This window comes from Coriobacteriaceae bacterium, assembly GCA_025993015.1.
Classification (GTDB): domain Bacteria; phylum Actinomycetota; class Coriobacteriia; order Coriobacteriales; family Coriobacteriaceae; genus Collinsella.
This window is the reverse complement of record DAJPFV010000001.1, coordinates 1,850,713-1,873,838: the sequence shown is the minus strand read 5'-3', so window position 1 is coordinate 1,873,838 and position 23,126 is coordinate 1,850,713. Positions and strand designations below refer to the sequence as shown.

Annotated in this window: 15 protein-coding genes; 3 read left to right on the top strand and 12 right to left on the bottom strand. The window is 59.7% G+C overall.

Annotation, left to right across the window (positions count from 1 at the left end; genetic code table 11):
* The first annotated feature begins 11 nt into the window (after positions 1-11).
* The gene (locus OIL77_08010) at positions 12-1,535 is read left to right on the top strand and encodes a type I restriction-modification system subunit M (protein ID HJI45343.1); all 1,524 of its coding nucleotides are present in this window, start codon (positions 12-14) and stop codon (positions 1,533-1,535) included.
* Positions 1,525-2,739, top strand: a complete 1,215-nt coding sequence (locus OIL77_08005; GenBank protein ID HJI45342.1) for a restriction endonuclease subunit S — start codon at positions 1,525-1,527, stop codon at positions 2,737-2,739. Before OIL77_08010 ends, OIL77_08005 begins: the two co-directional genes overlap by 11 nt.
* On the opposite strand, the gene OIL77_08000 is transcribed toward OIL77_08005, so the two are convergent.
* The 3 genes from OIL77_08000 to OIL77_07990 are packed head-to-tail and all read right to left on the bottom strand — an operon-like array spanning position 2,711 to position 6,273.
* Entirely contained in the window at positions 2,711-3,178 is a 468-nt protein-coding gene (locus tag OIL77_08000; protein HJI45341.1) for a restriction endonuclease subunit S, read from the bottom strand. The genes OIL77_08005 and OIL77_08000 overlap by 29 nt on opposite strands.
* Entirely contained in the window at positions 3,175-4,905 is a 1,731-nt protein-coding gene (locus OIL77_07995; protein ID HJI45340.1) for a tyrosine-type recombinase/integrase, read from the bottom strand. Before OIL77_07995 ends, OIL77_08000 begins: the two co-directional genes overlap by 4 nt.
* Positions 4,906-4,935: 30 nt before the next feature.
* Entirely contained in the window at positions 4,936-6,273 is a 1,338-nt protein-coding gene (locus OIL77_07990) for a transposase (GenBank protein HJI45339.1), read from the bottom strand.
* A gap of 217 nt (positions 6,274-6,490) precedes the next feature.
* Between OIL77_07990 and OIL77_07985 the strand changes: the two genes are divergently transcribed.
* A complete protein-coding gene (locus tag OIL77_07985; protein ID HJI45338.1) occupies positions 6,491-7,672 on the top strand; it encodes a cation diffusion facilitator family transporter in 1,182 nt (393 codons plus the stop codon).
* Positions 7,673-7,690: 18 nt separating this feature from the next.
* Here OIL77_07985 and OIL77_07980 read toward each other — a convergent pair whose 3' ends face one another.
* The 9 genes from OIL77_07980 to dnaE form a co-directional block, all read right to left on the bottom strand.
* Positions 7,691-8,680 carry a hypothetical protein gene (locus tag OIL77_07980; GenBank protein HJI45337.1) on the bottom strand — a complete coding sequence of 330 codons (990 nt, stop codon included), beginning with the start codon at positions 8,678-8,680 and terminating at the stop codon, positions 7,691-7,693.
* 179 nt (positions 8,681-8,859) lie between these two features.
* A complete protein-coding gene (locus tag OIL77_07975; protein ID HJI45336.1) occupies positions 8,860-10,527 on the bottom strand; it encodes a formate--tetrahydrofolate ligase in 1,668 nt (555 codons plus the stop codon).
* A 144-nt stretch (positions 10,528-10,671) separates the two neighbouring features.
* The gene (ruvB, locus tag OIL77_07970) at positions 10,672-11,739 is read right to left on the bottom strand and encodes a Holliday junction branch migration DNA helicase RuvB (protein HJI45335.1); all 1,068 of its coding nucleotides are present in this window, start codon (positions 11,737-11,739) and stop codon (positions 10,672-10,674) included.
* The gene (gene ruvA, locus OIL77_07965; GenBank protein ID HJI45334.1) at positions 11,739-12,359 is read right to left on the bottom strand and encodes a Holliday junction branch migration protein RuvA; all 621 of its coding nucleotides are present in this window, start codon (positions 12,357-12,359) and stop codon (positions 11,739-11,741) included. Before ruvA ends, ruvB begins: the two co-directional genes overlap by 1 nt.
* Positions 12,359-12,880 (bottom strand): crossover junction endodeoxyribonuclease RuvC, encoded by a 522-nt coding sequence (gene ruvC, locus OIL77_07960; GenBank protein ID HJI45333.1) that lies wholly within the window; start codon positions 12,878-12,880, stop codon positions 12,359-12,361. The genes ruvA and ruvC overlap by 1 nt, the downstream gene beginning before the upstream one ends.
* 137 nt (positions 12,881-13,017) lie before the next feature.
* Positions 13,018-15,030 carry a hypothetical protein gene (locus OIL77_07955; protein ID HJI45332.1) on the bottom strand — a complete coding sequence of 671 codons (2,013 nt, stop codon included), beginning with the start codon at positions 15,028-15,030 and terminating at the stop codon, positions 13,018-13,020.
* A gap of 90 nt (positions 15,031-15,120) precedes the next feature.
* The gene (locus OIL77_07950; protein HJI45331.1) at positions 15,121-15,483 is read right to left on the bottom strand and encodes a desulfoferrodoxin family protein; all 363 of its coding nucleotides are present in this window, start codon (positions 15,481-15,483) and stop codon (positions 15,121-15,123) included.
* A 165-nt stretch (positions 15,484-15,648) separates the two neighbouring features.
* Complete coding sequence (locus OIL77_07945) at positions 15,649-19,113, bottom strand: DEAD/DEAH box helicase (protein ID HJI45330.1); 3,465 nt, start codon at positions 19,111-19,113, stop codon at positions 15,649-15,651.
* A 164-nt stretch (positions 19,114-19,277) separates the two neighbouring features.
* Complete coding sequence (gene dnaE / locus OIL77_07940; GenBank protein ID HJI45329.1) at positions 19,278-23,081, bottom strand: DNA polymerase III subunit alpha; 3,804 nt, start codon at positions 23,079-23,081, stop codon at positions 19,278-19,280.
* Positions 23,082-23,126 lie beyond the last annotated feature (45 nt).

Below are 23,126 nucleotides of genomic sequence, written 5' to 3'. Positions count from 1 at the left end.
GTTAAAACAGCATGGCTAAAAGCAAGGCTAAGGACACCAAGAAGAACACGGCCGATGTTGGCTTTGAGGACCAATTGTGGAACGCCGCAGACGTGCTGCGCGGCAACTTGGACGCTGCTGAGTACAAAAACGTCGTATTAGGCCTCATTTTCCTGAAGTACCTCTCGGACCGTTTCGACGAACGCTATCTAGAGCTCGTCGCAGAGGGTTACGGCGACGAGGAAGATCGTGACTGCTACATGGAGCAGAATGTCTTCTTCGTTCCCGAAGAAGCACGTTGGGCGAACATCTCACAGGCGGCGCATACGCCCGAAATTGGCCAGATCATTGACAATGCCATGCGCGCCATCGAGCGCGAGAACGACAAGCTCAAAGACGTGCTGCCCAAGAACTTCGCTCGTCCCGAACTAGATAAGCGACGCTTAGGCAACGTCGTAGACTTATTCACAAACGTACAAATGACCGATAACGAGAGCGAGAAGGACCTGTTAGGGCGCGCATACGAATATTGCCTACAGAAATTCGCATCAATGGAGGGCAAAAACGCCGGTGAGTTCTATACGCCGTCGTGCATCGTGCGCACGCTAGTTGAAATCCTCCAGCCTTTCCACGGTCGTGTGTACGACCCCTGCTGCGGCAGCGGAGGCATGTTCGTGCAGTCCGCCGCCTTCGTCGAGCACCATGGCGGCAACGTGGTACAGGACATCACTATCTTTGGCCAGGAGAGCAACCCTACCACGTGGAAGCTCGCAAAGATGAACCTCGGTATTCGCGGCATCGAGGCCGATTTGGGCAACTATGCAGACACCTTCAGCGCCGACCAGCACAAGAATGAAAAGTTTGACTATGTGTTGGCAAACCCACCCTTCAACCTCAAGAACTGGGGCGGCGAAGCGCTGCAGGAAGACGTACGTTGGAAGTACGGCATGCCGCCCACGGGCAACGCCAACTTCGCTTGGATGCAGCATATGATTTGGCATCTTAACGGCACGGGCAAGATTGGCCTCGTATTGGCAAACGGGTCGCTTTCGAGCCAGACGAGCGGCGAGGGCGATATCCGACGCGCTATCGTAGAGGACGATTTGGTCGAGGGCATTGTAGCCATGCCGGGGCAGCTGTTCTACAGCACCCAAATTCCCGTGTGTCTGTGGATCCTGAACAAGAAGAAGGCTCAATCCGGCAAGACGCTATTCATCGATGCCCGCGAAATGGGCACCACGGTCTCTCGCAAACTACGCGAGTTTACCGAAGAGGACATCAACAAAGTTGCATCCGCATTCGACTCCTTCCGCAAGGGCGAGTTCGAGCCCGTGAAGGGGTTCAGTGCCATAGCGGATTTGGATGAAATCGCCAAGCAAGATTTCATCCTGACGCCCGGTCGCTACGTAGGCATTGCCGAGCTCGAAGACGACGGCGAGCCGTTTGAGGAGAAGATGGCACGCCTAACCAGCGAGATTTCAAAGTGCTTTGAAGAGTCCAACCGCTTGCAGGAGCAGATTAAGAAGAATCTGGAGGCGATTGGTTATGGGATGTAGAGTCGCACTTGGTGACGTTTGTAGCTTCTACCGCGGCGCCAGCGTCCCCCGTACCCGCATGTACGATAAGGGTGCCTATCTTTACATTCACTATGGAGATCTTTACAAAGGTTTCGACCTACACATCGACGTTGAAGACCCCGCAAAACCCATCCCATACATCCTTAACAACGAAAAGATTAAAGACAGTCAGCGTCTCAGAGACCAAGACATCGTATATGTGCTGACCTCAGAGACAGTCGATGACCTTGGTCATGCCTATTTGTTTAACAATCCAAAGGAAAAGCCTACCATTTCAGGCACCGAAACAACCATCGTGCGCGTCAATCGCCGAGACCTCGTCGTGCCGGCTTACCTCAACTATCTTATGAGCTCTCCGCGCTTTATCAGAGAGCTCCGGCAGTACACGAGAGGTATGAAGGTATTCCGTGTCCATCCCAAAGACGTGGCACGAATCGAAATTGATTTACCGCAAACTGAGGTTCAGCATCAAATTGTTTCAATACTTGACGCGATATATGCAAAGCAGCAAGCAAACTCTAAGCTAAATGGCTATTTACTTGAGTTGATGAATGTTCAGTACCAACATTCCTTCTGCTGCAACAAGTTAACCCTCGGGTCAATTTATGACATTGCTGATGTTGTTTATGGAGCAGCGTTCAAGTCTGCCTTGTTTAACGAGGAAAAGGTAGGGTATCCCCTGATCCGCATACGTGATTTGAGCACCTTCTCTCCGCAGTATTGGACAAATGAGGCTCATCCAAAAAAGGTATTCGTACATCCTGGTGACGTTTTAGCGGGAATGGATGCCGAATTCACGCCATGTCTCTGGCAGGGTGAAATGGCTGTACTGAATCAGCGAGTTTGCCTGTTCGAGCCCGCTGCCAATTCGGGAGTTTCAAGAAGTTATTTGCTTATGGCATTGAACCCATTGTTGGCTTTCATCCAGAACTACGCCTCTGGTACTACCGTCGCGCATATGGGAAAAGGCGATTTGGAAGCGTTGAACGTGCCTATTCCTGCAAGAGGAGATCTCGAGAGGTTTAATACTATTGCAGAGCCATTGAGAGAACAGATCGTTCAGAATTCGACACAGAACCGAAAACTGGCTGCTCTTCGTGACGCTCTTCTCCCCAAACTTATGTCGGGCGAGATCGACGTCTCAAGGGTCGATTTTACGCAGCTAAATAGCCATTTAGCTTAGTGTTGAGTTCAATTTTATTGTCCAGTAAACCCAGGACGCCAGAAATAGCGGTCTGTGTTTCGTGATCCGGAACACAGACCGGGCATAGATGAACGTGATTGCGATTTATGCCCGGCACGGCGCTTGCAGTTAAGTAGTCTCGCCATGGAATAGTTTTGAGTAGGTAATAAACGAACTTAGGATCATTGCCCTTAAAGTCTGTCGAGTACAAAGACGTATTTAATGGCCAGCAAGCTGCATCAGAGAAAAAAACTTGGCCAATAGTTCCGTAGCGTCCAGTTACGACGCATGGACCCTTAACGGCGGCTTCCGAATGCGTGCCCGTTTGTCCCGAAGATGAGAAAACCGGATAGGGGCCATCAACCCTGCTGCTGGAAGGGAGGTCAAACCCCCTTTTTAGATTAACAATCTCTCCCAAGGTCTTTTGCGTCCAGCTCATTCCAAATACTTCCTGTGCGAAGCCTTCACATTGCTCTGATTAACCATGGCGTAGTACATGGTTGTGTCTATTTTCGCATGGCCCAACAGCTTTTGCACCTGCTCTATGGGCATTCCCTTGTCGATTGCATGGGTGGCAAGCGTACGGCGAAACTTATGCGGATGAACGCGGTTGATACCGGCGCTTCTGCCTAGGTCACGTAAACGGAGTTCTATGCTCCCCACCGTAATACGTCGAGCTGAGGAATCGAGCGCGACAAATAATGCAGGACTCTTGTCAGCACGGCTCGAAAGATATTCCGTAAGATGAAGCTTAGCGCGCGCATCGAAGTAAACGGGGCGCTGCTTATTTCCCTTTCCCATTACAAGGCATTCGCGCTCGTGCAGATTGACATCCTTCCTGTCGAGTCGCACAAGTTCGCCAATACGCATGCCCGTCGAAGCGAGTAGATCAACGATGGCAAGATCTCGCTTGGACTCACAGGCGTCCCGCAATACCTCCAGTTCCTCATCGCTAAGCACCTCTTTGGTTACTTGAGCTGTTTTGACGCGACGAATGCGCCTTACAGGACTTTTCACAATGTAATCCTCATCTTCAAGCCACGAAAAGAAGCTCGACATGATACGACGTATATTATCGATTGTGACCTTACTAGAACCGCGTTTCACCTCGTAATCATTGAGATAGCGGCGCAAGTCGTCGCTCTCAACCTGGGTATAGGGCTTAGCAAGCGCTGTGTTCATATGCCGTAGGGTTGCCTCATAGTATGCAATGGTTTTAGGAGAGCATCCCTCGACCTCTTTAGCGGTGAGAAAGAGCGCAAGCAGATCTTGCCCTGGCTCTGTTTGTTTCGGTCCGAGTACCCGTCTAAGCGTAATGGTTAGATGTTTGAGCTGGTGTGAGTCGAGAAGGCCCTGCATTTCCGAAAGTACGGTATTGATGACAGTTTCCACGCTGTTCCTTTCGTCGAGTACGATAGCCACAGTGTGGACGGCGCGTTGTACATAGTGAAGTAAATGGCTATTTAGCTGCTTGAGGTTGAGCCCTGAGACATCGATCTCGCCCGTCATGAGCTTGGGGAGAAGGGTGTCGCGAAGAGTTACAAGGTGGCGACTTTCTTCACACAGATTACGGTATGCAGCGAAAAGGGGCTGTAGGTAGTCGAGCGACCCCGGATCCGGCATAGATACCTCGAGTTTTTTTAAATTACGCTGGCTTATCTTCATTTGGACTGCACCGGTAACAATATGGCCGATCGAGGTGCGCCTCAACGCGACATATATAGCTTCTAGAGGATACGCGCCAGCAGCTTTCAGAATATGGGCATGGTTGTTGACCCAATATCTTCCCCAGACGTACTGAAGAACGGGCTTCCCCTCAGAATCGATGACTGAGCCGTCTTCACCAAGCAACACCCGCACCCCATCGAAAAGGTAATCGTCGACATAATCCATGATTGACGTTGCCCCGTAATATGGATAAGGCCCTTTTCGACTCTCGCGATCCCTGCTATTTAGAGGAACTCTCTTTGAATCTTCGAGCCCGATGATATCTCCGAGCCTCACATTGGACGCACGCTCTTTCAGCGCAGCCTCAAATTGCGCTGTTGCCAAATCAAGTAAATAGCCATTTAGCTGAAACCCTACGACCATTCGGATGTCATATCCCCGCAATACAAAAAACGGGGCAGCTCGCGCTCCTGCGAACTGCCCCGTATCCCCGGCCATCACGCTACAGCGCCAACCAGCGCCACTCCCCTACTTACCAAATATCGCGCCAAACAATCCCTTGCGTTTGGGCTTCCCCTCTCGGTAGGAACCCTCGGCCGCCGCTGCCACCTGACGCGGTTGCTCGCCGCCTCCGCGGCGTACGATCTGGTACAGGAACGGCGATTTAACGTATTTGACCTCGATGGGCGTGGCGCGCACGGTGCTTTCACTCGACAGCAACACGTTGGGATTGAGCGGTGCCACCACATGTGTCTCGCGCTTGTCGCTAAACACCACCGCGGCCGCGCGACCCGTCTGGCCGTTTACGGCGATGCGCACCTGCTCGCCGTCGCGGCTATCCGACGCCGGGCGATCGACAAAGTAGACCGGCACCATCACCAGACCGTCCTTGTGCTTGCGAGCCTTGCGCGCCCAGGCGCGGATGCTCTTTTTATTGAGCCCCAGCACCGCCTCGGCATCGTTGCCGGCAATATCGAGCGCCAGTCTATCAATGACCACCTGGTCCTTGGTAGACGCATCGACGGAAACGACGCGGAAGTCGCCTTCCTGCATAGCGGGATCGAACGGTCCCACCTTGCCAAAGTCCCACGGCTCCAAAATGCCCATAAGGCGAACGTCCAGGTAGTTTGCCCTGGGATATGCCCAGTCGAGCACCTCGTAGTACACCAGGGTCTCCTTGCTCAGCCCCTTGCCCGGGAAGGACGCCATCATGCGCAGGTCCGCCAACGCCATGGGGAAATAGAAGAGCATCATGTCGTTTTGGATCGCGTCCTCTACATCGTGCCCGGCAAAGGCATCGGGATACTGGCACACCAGCTGCAGCGCGTTGGCACGCGCCTGCTGCGGCGAAATTTCACAGGGAATACCCTGCTCGGGTACATACTCCGCACCAACGCCCATGGTCAGGCGCTTGCTAAAGGTACCGGGCTTGAGCAGGTCGGCAACGCCGATCTTATTGCCGCATGACGGGCACTCAAACACGCGCTGAGTCGATGACCCCTCAAAGGATGCACCGCAGAAGGGGCACGGGATGCTCACGTGCGTGGCATCTTGGAACTCTTGCGCCGTGCCACGGTCCTCCCACAGCAGATGCTCCAGAACCGACTGATTGCGCCAGTGCGAATTAAAGAAATACCAGTCCGGGTCTACCGGGCGCTCAAGCTGCGAGACGTGCGTGAGCTTGAGCAGCCCGTCAACCACCGTCAGCGGCGTATGACGGATACCCAGGACGCTCTTGGGCTCCCCCGCATCAGCCTGCCACGAAACGACCGTGCCGCAATAGGCGCACTCAAAGCTGCGTTTAGCCTGGTGCGAGTACATAGGGCCGCCGCAGTTTTGGCATTTAATGGCAAACATCTCGTCCATGGATACGTCCTCCTTTGCACAGGGGCTGTCGACATTAAGTATGTCGGGCAGGCAGGCACATGCCCATACCCATGTGGCCCAAAATGGAGCACCTGGTCGGACGGGAAGGCGCACTCGTTAGCGCCGGCAGACCATTGCTGCATTTTCTGAGCATCGGTACACGTTGCGTCTGTGCGAGCTACACTATCCCCTTAATAAGAATGCGAGGAGATACGCCATGCTATTTGTAAATCAGCTGGTACATACGCTTGTTCCCGGCAGCGAAAGCGAGCCGGTCGATACCTCCTGCCGCACCAATGCGGGTTTTGCCGCAAGCCTCATCTGCATTGGCCTCAACATCACACTGTGCCTGGCCAAGGGCATCGCGGGCCTGCTCGCCGGCTCCGTCTCCCTCATCGCCGACGCTTTCAACAACCTCTCCGATGCCTCGAGCAACATCGTGAGCCTGCTCGGGTTCCGCCTTGCCAGCCGCCCGGCAGACGAAGGCCACCCCTATGGCCACGGTCGCTATGAGTACCTAGCCGGCCTGTTCGTCGCCGTCCTGGTTTGCGCCGTCGGCATCAATCTGATCCTCGAGTCGGTCACTAAGATCATCAAGCCTTCCCCCACCGTGTATTCGGCGCTCTCCATGGCCGCCCTTGTTCTGTCCATGCTCGTTAAGCTCTGGATGGCAGCGTTCAACCGCACGCTGGGCGATCGCATCGACTCGGAGACGCTCATCGCCACGGCACAGGACTCCAAAAACGACGTCATCACCTCGGGCTCGGTCTTGGTGGCGGCGTTTATTTCGCAGACGACCGGCTTTGACCTCGATGGCTGGGCAGGCCTGGGTGTGGGCATCTTTATCTGCATCAGCGGCATGGGCCTAGTGCGTGACGCCATCAGCCCGTTGCTGGGGCAAGCGCCCGACCCCAAGCTCGTCCAGGCAATCCGCGACAAGATCATGTCCTATCCGCAGGTCTTGGGTACGCACGACCTCATGGTGCACGACTACGGCCCCGGTCGTCAGTTTGCCAGCGCCCACGTGGAGATGCCCGGCGAGGGCGACGCATTTGAGCACCACGAGATTCTGGACACCATCGAGCACGACATCAAGCGCCAGATGGGCATCGATATCACGCTGCACTGCGACCCCATCGCCACCACTGGCGACGACCTGCGCGGCTGGGTCAAGCGCGGCGTCATGCAGATCGATCCCGCGCTCTCCATCCACGACCTGCACGAGCACGACGGGTTCGTTTCGTTTGACCTGGTGCGTCCCGACGGCTTTGACATATCCGACGAGGAGCTGCTGGAGCTCGTCACGCGCATCGTGCACGAGCGCCGGCCCGACGTCTCATGCGTCGTCACGTTTGATTCGGGCTTTAGCTCGCCCGAGCGTCCGGCCGAGCAGCTGTAGCCCCGCTCCGCTCGTCCGCTAGTTTCCCTGCGCGCCCGAGATGCCGTTTTGCAGGGCGTTCCAGGCATCCGTCGCCATGCCGCCCAAGTTCTGCGCGGTATCGCCCAGGTTTTGTGCCGTGTCGCCCAGCTCTTGCGCCTTGTCTCCCAACTCCTGTGCCTTGTTGCTCAAGTCCTCCAGCGTATTGGAGCTCGAACTGTCGGTACCGCTTTGGCCGTCGGACGAGTTGCCCGAGCTGTTCTTGTGCGTGAGTTGAATTTCGAGGTTGCCGTTGTCGTTATAGTAGGCAGAAGTAACGACCCAGTTGGCATCGACGACGGGCGTTGAGCCATCATCAGTCAGGACCACGGCATTCGAAAGATCGGCGCCGCGCGACTTGAGGATCTTCTTGGCGTTGGACCAGTACTGCCCCGGGATATCACTCAGATCGACGGTGCTAGACGAGGCGGACTCGGTTTGCTCGGCAGTGGTATCGGCCGTTGAACTCCCTCGCTTGTTGAGCATGCCCGACACGATGGCAAACACAACCGACAGCGCAAAGAAGATTGCCAGCACGATGAGGATCTTCTTGATCACGCTCGACGAACGCGACGGCTTCTTCTCCTCGTCCTCGCCATATTGCGGAATCGACTTGGGGTACTCGCGATACGGCTCGCGCGACTCGTAGCGAGGCTGCGCCGTGCGAGGCATATACGTCGTCTGCTGAGGCTGCGGAATGGGATTCTGCGGCAGGTCATCATAGGGATTCGGCGTCGAGGCAGCATAAGAATCCTGCGGCGCGTAATCAAACGGATCCGGGGCTGCGTTGCCATAGGGGCCTTGCGAAGATGCAGCGTAAGAATCCTGCGCCGTGTCGCCATAGCCCATAACCCGGGTGGGCTCGGCAGAAGGCTGCGTCGCGGCGGGGTCGGTATAACCGGGGTTGGGAACAACGCGGGTCGCATCGGCGCTATCGCCAACCTGCGCGGAACCGTAGCCGCCCATCACGGTTGTCTTGTCCTGATCCATGCAACGATTCCTTTCCGTCGCGCGTGAGCCTCAAGCTATCCATGCATTCTACCCGCGCAAAAGCCTATGACGGGCAGAGTCCGTCGGTATCTACAAGACATGCGCGGGCCTAAGGATCAAAAAGCCCCGCCGTGCCTTGTGGGCGCGGCGGGGCGGGCTAGCAGCTATGGACAGCAGGCTTAGAACAGGCCGGTGATGTTGCCGTCGTTGTCGACGTCGATGTTTTCGGCCGCGGGCACCTTGGGCAGACCCGGCATGGTCAGAACACTGCCGGTCAGCGCGACCACAAAGTGGGCGCCGGCAGAAACCTTGAGCTCACGCACGGTGATGCGGAAGTTCTCGGGAGCGCCCAGGGCCTTGGCGTTGTCGCTAAAGCTGTACTGCGTCTTGGCGACGCACACCGGCAGGTTGCCAAAGCCGTTCTCGCGCAGCTCGGCGAGCTGGCGCTTGGCGGCCGGCGTAAAGTCAACGCCGTCGGCGCGGTAGACCTTGGTGGCAATGGCCTCGAGAGCGTCGGCCACATCGGCGCCGTCCTCATAGGCAAACTTGAGCTCACTCGGCTGCTCAATCAGACGCATAACCTCATCGGCCAGCTCGAGCGCGCCCTCGCCGCCCTTGGCCCAGACCTCTGATAGCTTAACGTTGACGCCGAGCTTCTGGCACTCGGACTCGATGAGCGCAAGCTCGGCCTCGGTGTCCGTCGGGAATCGGTTGATGGCGACCACGCAGGGCAGACCATAAACGTTCTGGATGTTGTCGACGTGACGCAGCAGGTTGGGCATGCCAGCCTTGAGTGCCTCGAGATTCTCCTCGTTGAGGTCGGCCTTGGCGACGCCACCGTTGTACTTCAGCGCACGAGCGGTCGCGACGATCACGACAGCGCTGGGGCGAACGCCCGTCATGCGGCACTTGATGTCGAGGAACTTCTCGGCACCCAGATCGGCACCGAAGCCGGCCTCGGTAATAGCGACATCGCCAAAGCGCATCGCCATACGCGTGGCCATGATAGAGTTGCAGCCGTGGGCAATGTTGGCGAAGGGACCGCCGTGGACAAACGCGGGCGTGCCCTCGAGCGTTTGCACCAGGTTGGGCTTGAGCGCGTCCTTAAGCAACGCGGCCATGGCACCCTGGGCCTTGAGGTCGCGGGCACGGACGGGCTCGCCGGCAAAGCTATAGCCGACGACAATCTCACCCAAGCGTTCCTTGAGGTCGTTGATGCTCGTAGACAGGCACAGGATTGCCATGACCTCGGAGGCGACGGTGATGTCGAAGCCGTCCTCGCGCGGCACGCCCTGGGCCTTACCACCAATGCCATCGATAACATGGCGCAGCTGACGGTCGTTCATGTCGACGACGCGCTTCCAGGTGATGCGCTTAACGTCAATACCGAGCTGATTGCCCTGCTGGATGTGGTTATCAAGCATGGCGGCCAGCAGGTTGTTGGCAGCACCGATAGCGTGGAAGTCGCCGGTAAAGTGCAGGTTGATATCCTCCATGGGGATCACCTGAGCCCAGCCGCCACCGGCAGCACCGCCCTTAACGCCAAAGACAGGGCCGAGCGAAGGCTCGCGCAGGGCCACGGCACTCTTGACGCCGCGGCGACGCAGGCCATCGGCCAGACCGATGGTCGTGGTGGTCTTGCCCTCGCCCGCAGGCGTTGGGTTGATAGCGGTCACGAGAACGAGCTTGGCCTGGTGATCAGTCGGCTCGTTGAGCAGTGAATAGTCGACCTTAGCCTTGTCGAAGCCGTACGGAATAAGGTGCTTAACGTCGACGCCGGCGTTCTTGGCCACCTCGGTAATAGGCAGCGGCGTGACAGAACGTGCGATTTCGATGTCAGTAGGCATGGGCGGTCCTTTCGTTACCGAATGAGAAAAAGACCAATTCAGCATAGCACGGGCGCGCAATAGTAAAACGCCCATAACCGATGAACGGCGATATGTTTACCCGATGCCCAGCGATAGCCCAACAGCCCGCCAAAACAAAGCGCCCTAAACGGTAGGTTCAATCCCCAGGTGCTCAAAGGTGCGAAGGGTTGCCTGACGGCCCTGCGGCGTACGAATCATCAACCCGCGTTGCAGCAAATAGGGCTCATAAACATCCTCGAGCGTACCCGGGTCCTCGCCCACCGCGCTGGCAAGGGTCGTCAGACCCACGGCACGGCCGGAGAACGTCTTGGCAAGCGTCTCCAAAATACGAATGTCCATCCAGTCCAGGCCCAGCTCATCAATCTCGAAGAACTCGAGCGCCTGACGGCAAATATCAAGCTCAATAGGACCGTTGCCGCGCACCTGCGCATAGTCGCGCACACGCTTGAGCAGACGGTTGGCCAAGCGCGGCGTGCCACGCGAGCGCGACCCGATCTCGAGCGCGCTGGGATGGTCGATCGTCACGCCCAGGATGGTCGCCGAGCGCGTCACGATCTGGGCGAGCTCCTCAACGGTGTAGTAATCCAGGCGATACGAAATACCAAAGCGGTCGCGCAGCGGGCCGGTCAGCATACCCGAGCGGGTCGTTGCCGCCACCAGCGTAAACTTAGGGATATCCAGGCGAATCGAACGAGCGGCCGGACCTTTACCGATCACGATATCGAGCGCAAAGTCCTCCATCGCGGGATAGAGGACCTCCTCGACCGAACGGTTAAGTCGGTGGATCTCGTCGATAAACAGCACGTCACCCGGCTGTAGGTTGGTAAGGATGGCCGCCAGGTCACCGGTACGTGCGATGGCAGGGCCGCTCGTGGTCTTGATCTGAGCGCCCAGCTCGTTGGCGATAACGGTGGCCAGCGTGGTCTTGCCCAGACCCGGAGGGCCCGAGAAGATCACGTGGTCGAGCGTCTCGCCACGGCCCTGCGCCGCCTCGATCAGCACGCGAAGGCTCTGCTTGATATGCTCCTGACCGCAGTAGTCGTCCAGGCGCTGGGGACGCAGGGTACGGTCGACATCGAGGTCCTCGGGTGTTAACTCCGAGCCCACCATGCGCTCACCGTGCGCCATGGATGCCGCCGGCGAGTTGCCGGGCGTCGCCCACAGGTCCTGAGAGTCATCGGCTTCCCACATCACGCATCCATTCCGAGTCGCTTAAGCGCCGCGCCGAGCAGATCCTCGACACGCATATCCTGCCCATCATACCCGCTCAGGGCAACCTCGGTCTCCTGCGGGCTAAAGCCCATGGAGAGGAGCGCCGCACGGGCGTCATCGATCGCCGAGGGAGCGGCGGCGGGCACAGGCATCGCAACCTGGCCGGGAATCACGTCGACCGGCACAAAGCCCTTATCCTTGGCAAAGGTGCTCTTGAGTTCCAGGATCAGGCGCTGGGCGGTCTTTTTGCCTACACCGGGTACCTTGGCCATGCCCTTGTCGTCCTCGGCCATAACCAGGGAATACAACTGTCCCACGGTATAGGTAGAGAGCACGGCAAGCGCCAGGCGCGGACCGACGCCCGAGACGGACACGAGCCGGTCAAACATCGTACGCTCGTCCTTGGAGGCAAAGCCAAAGAGCGTCATGGCGTCTTCGCGCACCTGCATGCGGGTATAGAGGCGAACCTCGCCGCCGGGAGCAGACAACGTGGCAGCAGTGCTGCCAGATATGCCAAGCTCAAAGCCTACGCCCGATACATCGACGACGGCCGAGCTCATCGTAGCCTCGACAAGCGTTCCATGGAGCTGGGAGATCATCAGTATCCGGTTCCTCTCTGTTGATAGAACTCGCCGCCGGTAAGCGCCCGGGTGCGGCTGAGGTTAACGTGACAGATGGCGCAGGCCAGGGCATCGGCGGCATGGTCTGGGTGCGGGTCGTGATCGAGCTGCGTGAGCGTGCGCACCATGTAGGCAACCTGCCGTTTATCTGCGGCACCGGTGCCCACCACGGCCTGCTTGATCTGCATGGGCGTGTATTCGCCGATCTCGAGCGCGCACTCCGACAGCGCCACAAGCGCAGCGCCGCGGGCATGCGCCGTGGGGATGGCCGAGCGAACGTTAGCTCCAAAGTAGATGCTCTCGATAGCAGCGGTATCGGGGCGGTAGCGCTCCACGACACCCTTGAGGTCGCGGGCGATATGCGACAGGCGCACCGCGAGCGGACTTCCGGCACTGGTCTCGATGCAGCCATAGGCACGGCAGCGAACCTCGCCACGACGCTCCTCGATAATCCCCCAACCCGTATGAGCCAAACCGGGGTCAATGCCCAAGATAACCAAGCCAACCTCCCCTCGTCTTTTTCAAAGCACAAGGCAAGGCCCCGCGCACTATTCACGAACGTCTGTTCTAGAATAACACAACAGGGCTGAGGTGCTTAGTTGAAGTATCGGGGTTGGGAGCGAATCCCATCCCATAGTTAGTTTTGGCTAAAGAATGGGAACTGTCGGGGATCCATCGGCGGTTGCGGCATCGGCGTGCCCTGGGGCCCACCTTGCGGGCCGCCCTGACCGCCCATCATCTTATCGATGGCGTCCTGAACCTCGCCCTCGAACTTTTTCATTCCCTCGTGCAAACGACGCTGACCGTCCTCGGAGCGCAGCTCCTCCATTTGCTCGGGCGAAATACCCAGTAGCTCGCCCAGCACGCCCATCATCTCGTTTCGCACGCGCTCGCTCGTATCCTCGTCAGCAAAACGGCGCACCTCGGCGCGCGCCAGCGAATCGACCGTCATACGCTCCTTGCCGTTAAGCCCTAGGTCGGACCACGCGAGCATATACGGCCAGGCACGCTCGGCAAACGAACGGGCCGAGACGATCAGCGCCATCGGCAACATGCGGCGGGCAGCCTCACCCTGTCGAACGAGCATCAGCAGCAGCGAGCAAGCCTCAGGCTTGCCAGCGGCCATCGGGATGTCGTCGAAAGCTCGATTGCGGTCCACGTGCGCCTCGAGCGCGCCATCGACCTCACCCGGCTCAAGCCCGCCGAGCAGCTGTGCCGCGCGGTCGAGCATATCGACCGGACCGTCGATCGTCGAGAGCGCTTGCGCCAGCACGCGCTCCATGCAATCCTCCACCGCGTTGAGCGTCACGAGCTCTTGGGGCACCACGGCAGACGTGCGGTTGCGCACACGTGCCACAAACTCAAGCGTCGACAGGTACACATCGCCAAAGGGCGCAAAGTCGCCCTGGTAGCCGCCGCAAAGCGCCGGCGCCGCCAGCGCATACTCGGTTTTGGACAGCGGGCTCAGCGCCATCGCACCCAGCTCGAGCGCCGTGTCCTCCAGCATGAGGCCCAGCGTGCGCGAGCGCAGACGCTCGGCATCGCCCGCCGACACGTCGCGATCGAGCACACGCGCCGCATCCGGTGCATCGCGCTCGACGGTGCGAATGTGCAAACGCTCGGCGATGGCACGGACGGCGGCACAGCGGGCAGCCTCGGCCTCCTCCTGCGCCGGCGTAAAGATACGGTTGCGCCCCAGCACCAGGCCAATTACGTTACGCGAACCCAGAGCGTCAACGGCCAGCGCCGCCAGCAGGGATGACGGCAGGTCACCCTCGAGTGCCACCACAGCACGCGACGCACCGTGGGCCCGAGCGTTGTCGCGCACGGCGAGCACCAGCGCCTGCCACAACCACTCCTCGGAACGGAACTCGGGCAGTTCGTGATCTTCCAGGGCATCGAGCATCACGCCGCGCTGAATCTCCTGAACCAGCAGGCTCTCCTCAAAACACGGCGCCTGGGCCACCACGCGACCGCAGTCGTCGAGCACAAACGAACCGCCGGTATACACCGACTCGTCATAGGCACCGACCGGCGCCATGCAGGCAAACCACACGCTGCGCTTGGATGCGATCTTGCGGTAGGCGCCGCTGCGAACGGCGGCAATGGCGGCCGTCTCGCGGTCGGTCATGTCAAACGCGTTGAATTGGAAATACGCGATGAGGTCGACGCCGGTCGGCAACATCTCGAGCTCGCGGTCCAAGTCAAAAATCACGGCGATGCGCACGCCGTCCACGTCGAACACCGGCGGCGCCCAACGCGTGTCGTTGTTCTCGCCACGCTGCAAGGCAATGCTCGAACGCGCCGGCACCACATGACCGTCCTTGAGCATCATGTAGTCGAGCAGCGGCTGGCCTTCAAACGAAACCGCCGCGGGCACGATGCAGATCATGTCAAGCTCCTGGATACGCTCGGCAACGCCCGTCAAGCCCGTCAGCATATCGTGCTCAAAATCAGCAGCGCCCACCAGGCCACCGGGCATGGCGCCCATAAAGAGCGGAGCTGGAACGCACAGCACGCGCGCTCCGCGCTCGTGGGCCAGACGAGCCTGGTCCTCGATGCGGCCGCAAATGCCCTCAATATCACCCAGGCGCATATCGATCTGTGCAAGCGCGAGCTTCATGGCCCAGCCCTTTCCGTCGTAAACCATCGAAATCGTAGTAAAAGCGCCGGCCGCATAATGCAGTCGGCGCTTGCATGTGCATATGCTAGCTATGATACCCCGAGCGGGGACGCGCTCCTAGAATGTCGCGGACCACAGCCCGTGCAGGTTGCAGTAGGCATAGACGGTACCGGTCTTGGAGCCGCCCGCGAAAAACGTCGCGGGCTTCATGCCGGGCTGGAGGTAATGGACCTCCAGACGGCCCTCGGCCTCAAGGGCGATCCACTCAATGTAGTGCTCGGGCAGGCTGGGGTGCTCGACCGAGCCAACGCGTGCGCGAATCACGTGACCGTCGCGCTCGGTCTCGACGACGGGCACGTGCTTCTCGTGCGCCGCGTCCTCAGTATTTGCGGTCAGCTCCGTGCAACCGGCAGGGGTCGCAACGCCGTCGCCAAGGGCAGCGATGAGCTTACCGTCGGGGTCCTTAAAGAATTTCGCCATGATGTTCTCCTTTGCTGATGTGCCAATGTTCTTGATGGTTCTTATGCCCAAAGGCAGACAAACCATCCACGGCATAGCAAATGAACACATAACGGATCAGGCAAGCGGTCGGGCCAAAATGCGTCGACCGTCCTGCCCACTCCAGCAGTCCCACCCCGCGCGCGGCTAGCGCCCGTCGCCGCCCAGCAGTGCCAGAACATCTTCGCGGGTAAACAGCGCCGACGAGATGCCGTCGCCGCCAAGCACGCTGTTGACCAGGTCGCGCTTGGACTCCTGCATCTGCATAATGCGTTCCTCGATCGTGTCCTTGGCGATGAGCTTGTACACGGTCACGGTATGTTGCTGGCCAATACGATGCGCGCGGTCGGTCGCTTGGTCCTGCGCCGCCACGTTCCACCACGGGTCGTAGTGAATGACCACGTCGGCCGCCGTCAGGTTGAGGCCCACGCCGCCCGCCTTGAGCGAAATCAAAAAGACCGGAACCTCGCCCGCTTGGAACTGCGCGACCATCTTGGCGCGGCTTTCCTTAGACGAAGCGCCCGTGAGCTTAAGGAAGGCGATGTCCTCCTTGGCCAAGCGCTTACCGATGATATCGAGCATACCCGTAAACTGGCTGAACAACAGGATGCGATGCCCGCCGTCGAGTGCGCCGTGCACGAGCTCCATGCACGTATCGAGCTTGGCGCTTCCCGCCTTGTAATCCTCGTAGTGTAAACGCGGGTCGCAGCAGATCTGGCGCAGCTTGGTGAGCTCGGCGAGCACCTTGAGCTTGTCCTTCTTAAACTCCCCAGCCTCGCGGTGCTGCACCTGCTGGGCGATGCGGTCCTGGTTGGCCAGGTAGAGCTTGCGCTGCTCGCCGGCGAGCTGTGCCATGACGGTGTCCTCGATCTTCTCGGGCAGGTCGGCCACCACGTCTTCCTTAACACGGCGCAGCACAAACGGCAACACGAGCGCCTGCAGGCGAGCGGCGCTATCGCCCTCGGCATGCTCGACCGGACTTTCGAAGCGCTTGGCAAACGACTCGCGCGTGCCCAGCAGGCCCGGCATCAAAAAGTCGAAGATGCTCCAGAGCTCGGACAAGCGGTTTTCGATGGGCGTGCCCGTCAAGGCAAAGCGCACGCCGGCAGGCAGGCGCTTGGCGGCACGCGCTACCTGCGTGAGCGGGTTTTTAATGTACTGGGCCTCGTCGAGCACCACACGGGCAAAGTCCTGCTCGACATACTCGTCGATATCGCGCCGCATAAGGTCATACGACGTCACGACCACGTTATGCTTGGCCACGCCGGCGATCTGCACGCGACGCTGCGCCTTGGTGCCCACAATGGCGCACACATCGAGCGAGGGCGCAAAGCGCTCCAGCTCGGCGGTCCAGTTGTACACAAGCGACGCGGGACACACCACAAGCGTGGGTTTAGTGTCCCCCGCCTCCACGCGCGCCAGGATATGCGCGATCATCTGGAGCGTTTTACCCAGGCCCATATCGTCGGCCAAGATGCCGCCAAGGCTCAGGTATTCGAGCGAGCCGAGCCACTGGTAGCCGTCGACCTGATAGCCGCGCAGTGTGGCCTTGAGCGAGACCGGCACCGTAAAGTCCATCTTGCCGAGCGTATCCAAGCGCTCGACGGTGCGGCGGAACGCGGCGTCACGATCGGCCTCGAGCGCGGGCGTGCGCGCGAGCATGCTATCGACGAACAGGGTGCTCGATGCGGGAAGCAACACGCCGTCGAGCAGGTCGACGGCATCGACGCCCAGGTCCTCGGCGAGGCCAAACGCGGCTCGAGCGCCCTCGTCCAGACGAATGATGTCGCCGGACGTAAGGCGCGCAAACGTTTGATGGCGCTTGTACGAATCGAGATAGACGGCAAGGTCCGCGGCCGAAAGCCCGCTCGCGCCCAGCTCGACATCGAGCAGATTGCTCTTGACAGTCGCACGAACCGAGAGCTTGGGCGCGGGGCGCACCGAAATCTGGCGCAGGCGGTCGCTGAGCATGACCTCACCCAGCTCGGACAGGGCGGACAGGCCCTCGGTCAGCAGGCAGAACAAGCTCTCGTCATCGCGCTCCTCAAACGCCAGACCGCCCTCGTAAAAGTCGAAATACAGGGCCGCCGTGTCCATAACACGAAACTCTGCCACCTCGTCGCGGGGCGGCACGCCGGGGCGTTGCTCTTCGAAGAGACTGCCCGGAGCGCCTAGACTAAAGAGGTCTGCCGACCAGTCGCCGTAGGTAACCGTAATTTTGCAGGTCACAAGCCCATCGTCGACGCCGATCGCCATAGCAAAGCTCGGCTCGGGCGCCACGGTATCGAGCGCGGCGGGCGCGGTAAGGTCGGTGTAGTCGCGCAAAATGGGCAGCGCCATACGACAGAACTCCCCCACCTGGTCGACAGCGATATGAATCGGCGTGCGACAGGGCAGTAAGCGCGATAGGAACGGCGCCGCATGCTGGGCAAACGCTACATCGGCGCGGCGCGCACGGCGGGTGTCGACCAGATAGGCAACGTCGCCCGAAGCAAAGCAGTATGCATCGGCCGGCAGGCGTAGATCGTAGCTGCCACCAGCCGCCGGCGCGATTTTGGCGGCAAGGAGCGGTGGGCGCTTAGACAGCGCCTCGTCCTCCCCTTCCGGAGGCATCTCAACCGCCACGTCATAGGTGCGATGCGTCGTCGTCCCCCGCGACCAGGCGGGCTCAAAAGAGATGGTCTGGCCGCGCAACAGGTCCAGCACATATACGATGCTATACTCGGACAGCGGCAACTGACGCTCGGCGACAAAACCACTGCGGGCAAAGTCGTACGACGCCGAACGCGAGCTTGTGATGTCATCGAGATAGGCAACTGTCGTCACGACAAGGTTGAGCAGCTTTGTCGACACGTCTTCGAAGGCCTCGGGCGTATGGAGGAACGTGAGCTTCTTGCCGTACGAGAACGTGCCGCCGCGCACGTAGGCGTCGGCCATGCCGTCGATATCCTTAACCACGTAGGACACCGAGCCGCAGCGGATACGGAGCTCGAGCGCCCAGGTAAAGCGATCGGCAAACAGCGGATTGTAGTATGGCACCAGCGAGGGCTCCAACACCGCTTTGGGGGCGTCGGGGTCGACGGTGGCAGCGAGTTTGCGGCGCATACCCGCTAGTTCATCCATGCGCGCGTCCGAAAGATCGGAGAGCGCTTTCATGAGACTCGGGCTCGTGGGGACCGGCGCCGGGAAAGGAAAGTTGGGGTTGACCGCCGACGTGGCGGACGCGGGGCGCTCAGGCCGCTTGGGCGGCGCCGTAAACGTGCGAACCGGCGCGCGCAAGCCCTCGACGGGCTCGGTGCCGCTCGCATCCAAATACGCGAGCGCCGTGGCGATAGCGTGTTTGCACATGCCGGGGTAGCGGTAGGCCGCGGGGCAATCGCAGTCGTAGTCGATAACCTCGTGCTCGTCCACGTCGAGCGCCACATGCGTCTTGTACAGGTCGCCGCGCGAACCGCGCACCGTGCCCTCGATCGTCACATTCTTGGAAAAGCGCGAGCCGGAGTCCTCAAACGACAGCACGGCGCCGTTGAGCATGAGCGAACGCCCCTTCATAAAGGTGCCGCTCAGCGCCGCTTCCTTACGAAGCGCCTGCACAAACGTCCCCTGCGCCATCACTTCCTCCAATCGCACCCAGGGTAGCTAATTTGGGACGGGGTTATTTTAGCTACCCCCACATGTTGGTTGAGAGTTATTCAAATCCCAGCCAATTCGCCGTCAACCAAAGGGTAGCTAAAAAAGCCCCGTCCCAAATTAGCTACCCCTCAGCAACGCCGTCCCTAGATCACCGTCACGCGACCCTGGTTACCCACGATGGCCTTGGCCTCGGCCAGTAGCGGAATCGAGCGTGCGTTGACCTTGGCCGGCACCTCGGCGCGCAGCACGCGCCCGTCCACCTGCTCGATAAAGATCTCCACGCGGTCGCCGCCCGGGTTGGTGGTGAGCACCGTGGCCAGGCGCGCCATATTACCCTGGCTAAAGCGGCTGTTGGGCACCATGACCTCAAAGACCTTGGGCTTATTGTTCTCCTCGTTGAGCTCCAACGGCACGATCTCCTGCGCGATGATCTGGTCACCACGGTCCGAGCGCTCGAGCTTGCCCTTAATGCGCACAAAGGCGTCGGACAGCTGCGCGCCGGTCTCGGGATCGACCTCGCCGTACAGATACCCCTCGGCCTCCTTATAGGTCTTGGGGAACACGACGACGGTGGCCTCGCCTTCCATGTCCTCGAGCTGTACGATGCCCATGGGGTCGCCGTTTTTGGTCACGCGCTTGGACACGCTCGAGACCATGCCGGCCCACCACAGTGCCTTGCCCTCAGGAATCTCCTGGTTGATAGTGCCGCCCGTGGGGTTTTGAACTTCATAGCCAGTGTCGATCTGCGAGAACGAGAAGTCGCGCGCTTTGCTGAGAGCATACTCAAACGGGCGCAGAGGGTGGTCCGAGACGTAAATGCCCAGAACCTCCTTCTCCTGGCTCAGTTTAAGGTGGCGGTCCCACTCCTGGCCGTCCGGATCGGGCACGCTGACCTCGAAGCCCGAACCCTCAACGTCGCCGAACATATCGAAGAACGAGGTCTGGCCGCTCGCGCGGTCCTTCTGGCGCTTCACTGCGGCATCGATGATGTTCTCGGGATTGTTCTTGTCCACAAAATGCATCATCTGACGGCGCGGATAGCCCGTGGAGTCGAAGGCACCTGCCTTGATCAGCGATTCGATCACGCGACGGTTGGCCTGGCTCGAGTCCACGCGATCGACAAAGTCGTGCAGTGTCTTAAACGGGCCGCCCGCCTCGCGCTCGGCGATAATCGCCTGCGCCACGCCGGTGCCCACGCCGCGGATGCCGGCCAGACCAAAGCGCACGCCTTCCTTGGTAGCCGTGAACTCGGTGCCGGACTCGTTGACGTCTGGCGACAGCACGGGAATGCCGTCGTGACGGCACGCCGAGACGTAGTGCACGATCTTGTCGGTCTTGCCCGTATAGGACGTCAGAACGGCCGCCATGTACTCGTGCGGATAGTGTGCCTTGAGCCATGCCGTCTGCATAACCAGAATGGCGTAGCCGGCGGAGTGCGACTTGTTAAAGGCGTAGGACGCGAACTCGAGAACATCGTCCCAAATCTTCTGGGCGACCTCGCGCGTGTAGTTGTTCTTGATGGCGCCGTTCATCCAGTGGTCGTAGGTGGTCTCGTCCGAGCCATCCTCCCAGTGCAGCACCGTCGACGTGAGCAGCTTGATCTTTTTCTTAGCCACGGGCTTACGGATACGCGAGTCCGATTCGCCCTTGGAGAAGCCGCACATCTCGACGGAGATGAGCATAACCTGCTCCTGGTAGACCATGGTGCCGTAGGTTTCACCCAGGATGTCGTCCAAGCGGTCGTCGTAGGAGACCGCCGGCTCCTTGCCGTTCATACGGTTGATGTAGGACGAGACCATGCCGGCGCCCAGCGGGCCCGGGCGGTACAGGGCGATCAATGCTACGACGTGCTTGTACTCGGTGGGCTTCATGTTCTTGATCGTGGCCGTCATGCCGGCGGACTCGACCTGGAAGACGCCGGCGGTGTGGCCGGAGCCCATGAGCTTAAAGATCTCGGGATCGTCAAAGGGAATCTCTTCCTCTTTGATGTCGATGCCGAAGTTCTTTTTGATGTTAGCCTTGGCCTTGGAGATAACCGTCAGCGTACGCAGGCCCAGGAAGTCCATCTTGAGCAGGCCCATGTCGGCGACGGTATGGCCCTCGTACTGGGTGATCTCGACGCCGCCCTTGGTGTCGAGCTTGGTCGGCACGTGTTCGTTGACGGGGTCACGGCAGATCAGAACGGCGCACGCGTGCACGCCCTCGCCACGGGTGAGGCCCTCGATCGAGAGCGCCGTGTCGATGATGCGGCGGGCGTCGTCGTCCTTTTTATAGGCCTCGGCAAAGTCTGGGTTAAAGAGGTCCTCTTTGCCGGGTTGTTTGTCGAGCACCTGCTTGAGCTTGACCTTGGGGTCGCTCGAGACCATCTTGGACAGGCGCTGGCCCATGTAGACCGGGTAGTCCAGAACGCGCGCGGCGTCGTTGATGGCCTGCTTGGCCTTGATGGTCGAGTAGGTGATGACGTGGGTGACTTTCTCGGGGCCGTAGAGCTGGCGGACGTGCTCAACGACCTCGAGGCGCCGCTCATCGTCGAAGTCCATATCGATATCGGGCATCTCGGTACGTTGCGGGGACAGGAACCTCTCGAACATCAGGCCGTTCTCGAGCGGGTCGAACGCGGTGATGTTCATGGCGTAGGCGACGATAGCGCCGGCGGCCGAGCCACGGCCGGGGCCGACGCCGATGCCGTTGTCCTTGGCCCATTGCACGTACTCGGCAACGATCAAGAAGTAGGCGGCAAAGCCCTTGTCGCAGATGACCTTGTATTCGTACTCAAAGCGCTCTTTGATGTTGACGCCGCCGATCTCGCGCGTGGCCCAGTCGTCGCCGTAGTGCTGGCGCAGGCCCTTCTCGCACTCGCGGCGGAACTGGCTCTCGTGCGTCTCGCCGGGATCGAGCAGCGGGAAGCGCGGCAGGATGATGGAGTCCCAGTCCAGCTCCACGTAGCACTTGTCGGCGATCTCGAGCGTGTTGTCGCAGGCCTCGGGGCAATACGGGAACATCGCCCGCATCTCCTCCTCGGTCTTCATGTAAAACTCCGAGCCAGTCATGCGCATGCGGTTAGGGTCGTCGACCTTGGCGTTCATACCGATGCACATGATGACGTCCTGCACGGGCGCGTCCTCGCGGCGCAGGTAGTGGAAGTCGTTGGTGGCGATAACCTTGACGCCCACCTGCTTGGCGATATCGATGAGCGTGCGGTCCATCTGCTCGTCGGTCAGGCCGTTGTCGGTGGTAATGCCGTGTTCCTGGATCTCGATGTAAAAGTCGCCGGGGTCAAAGGTATCGCGGAAGGTCTCGGCCCACTTGATGGCGCCCTCCATGTCATTGCGGTCGATGTATTTGGGAATGATGCCCGCGATGCAGGCGCTCGTGCAGATCATACCCTTGGCATGGCGACGCAGGTTGTCGAGCGTCACGCGCGGCTTGTAGTAAAAGCCCTGCACAGCGGCCTCGGAGACCGTCTGCATCAGGTTGACGTAACCCTCCTGGTCCTTGGCCAGAAGAATCATGTGGTAGAGCTCGGGCTTATGGTCGCGGGCGAGCGTCTCGTCCGGCGTAAAGTAGACCTCGCAGCCAAAGATGGGTTTGATGACCAGGGGCGGCTTGAGCTCGTCGATGTTGCCCTTCTCGTCCCACATGGCCATGTCCTTCACATACTGGGCATGCTCGCGCGGGCTTTCCTCGGGATCGGGCTCCACCAGCTCGTCGCGGCGGTCCTTTTCCAAGAAGGCCTTGTCGTGACTCCAGGTTTTGTACTCGGGCGTGTTGTGGTTAACGGCGTCGCAGGCCAGCGCCAGGTCGGGCACGCCATACATGTAGCCGTGGTCGGTAATGGCCACGGCGGGCATGCCAAGCTCAACGGCACGGTTGACCATATCCTGGATACGGGTTGCGCCGTCGAGCATGGAGAAAACAGTGTGATTGTGCAGATGGACGAATGCCATGTAATGAGCTCCGATGCGGGTTCGTGTTCTGACTGAACGATTTTA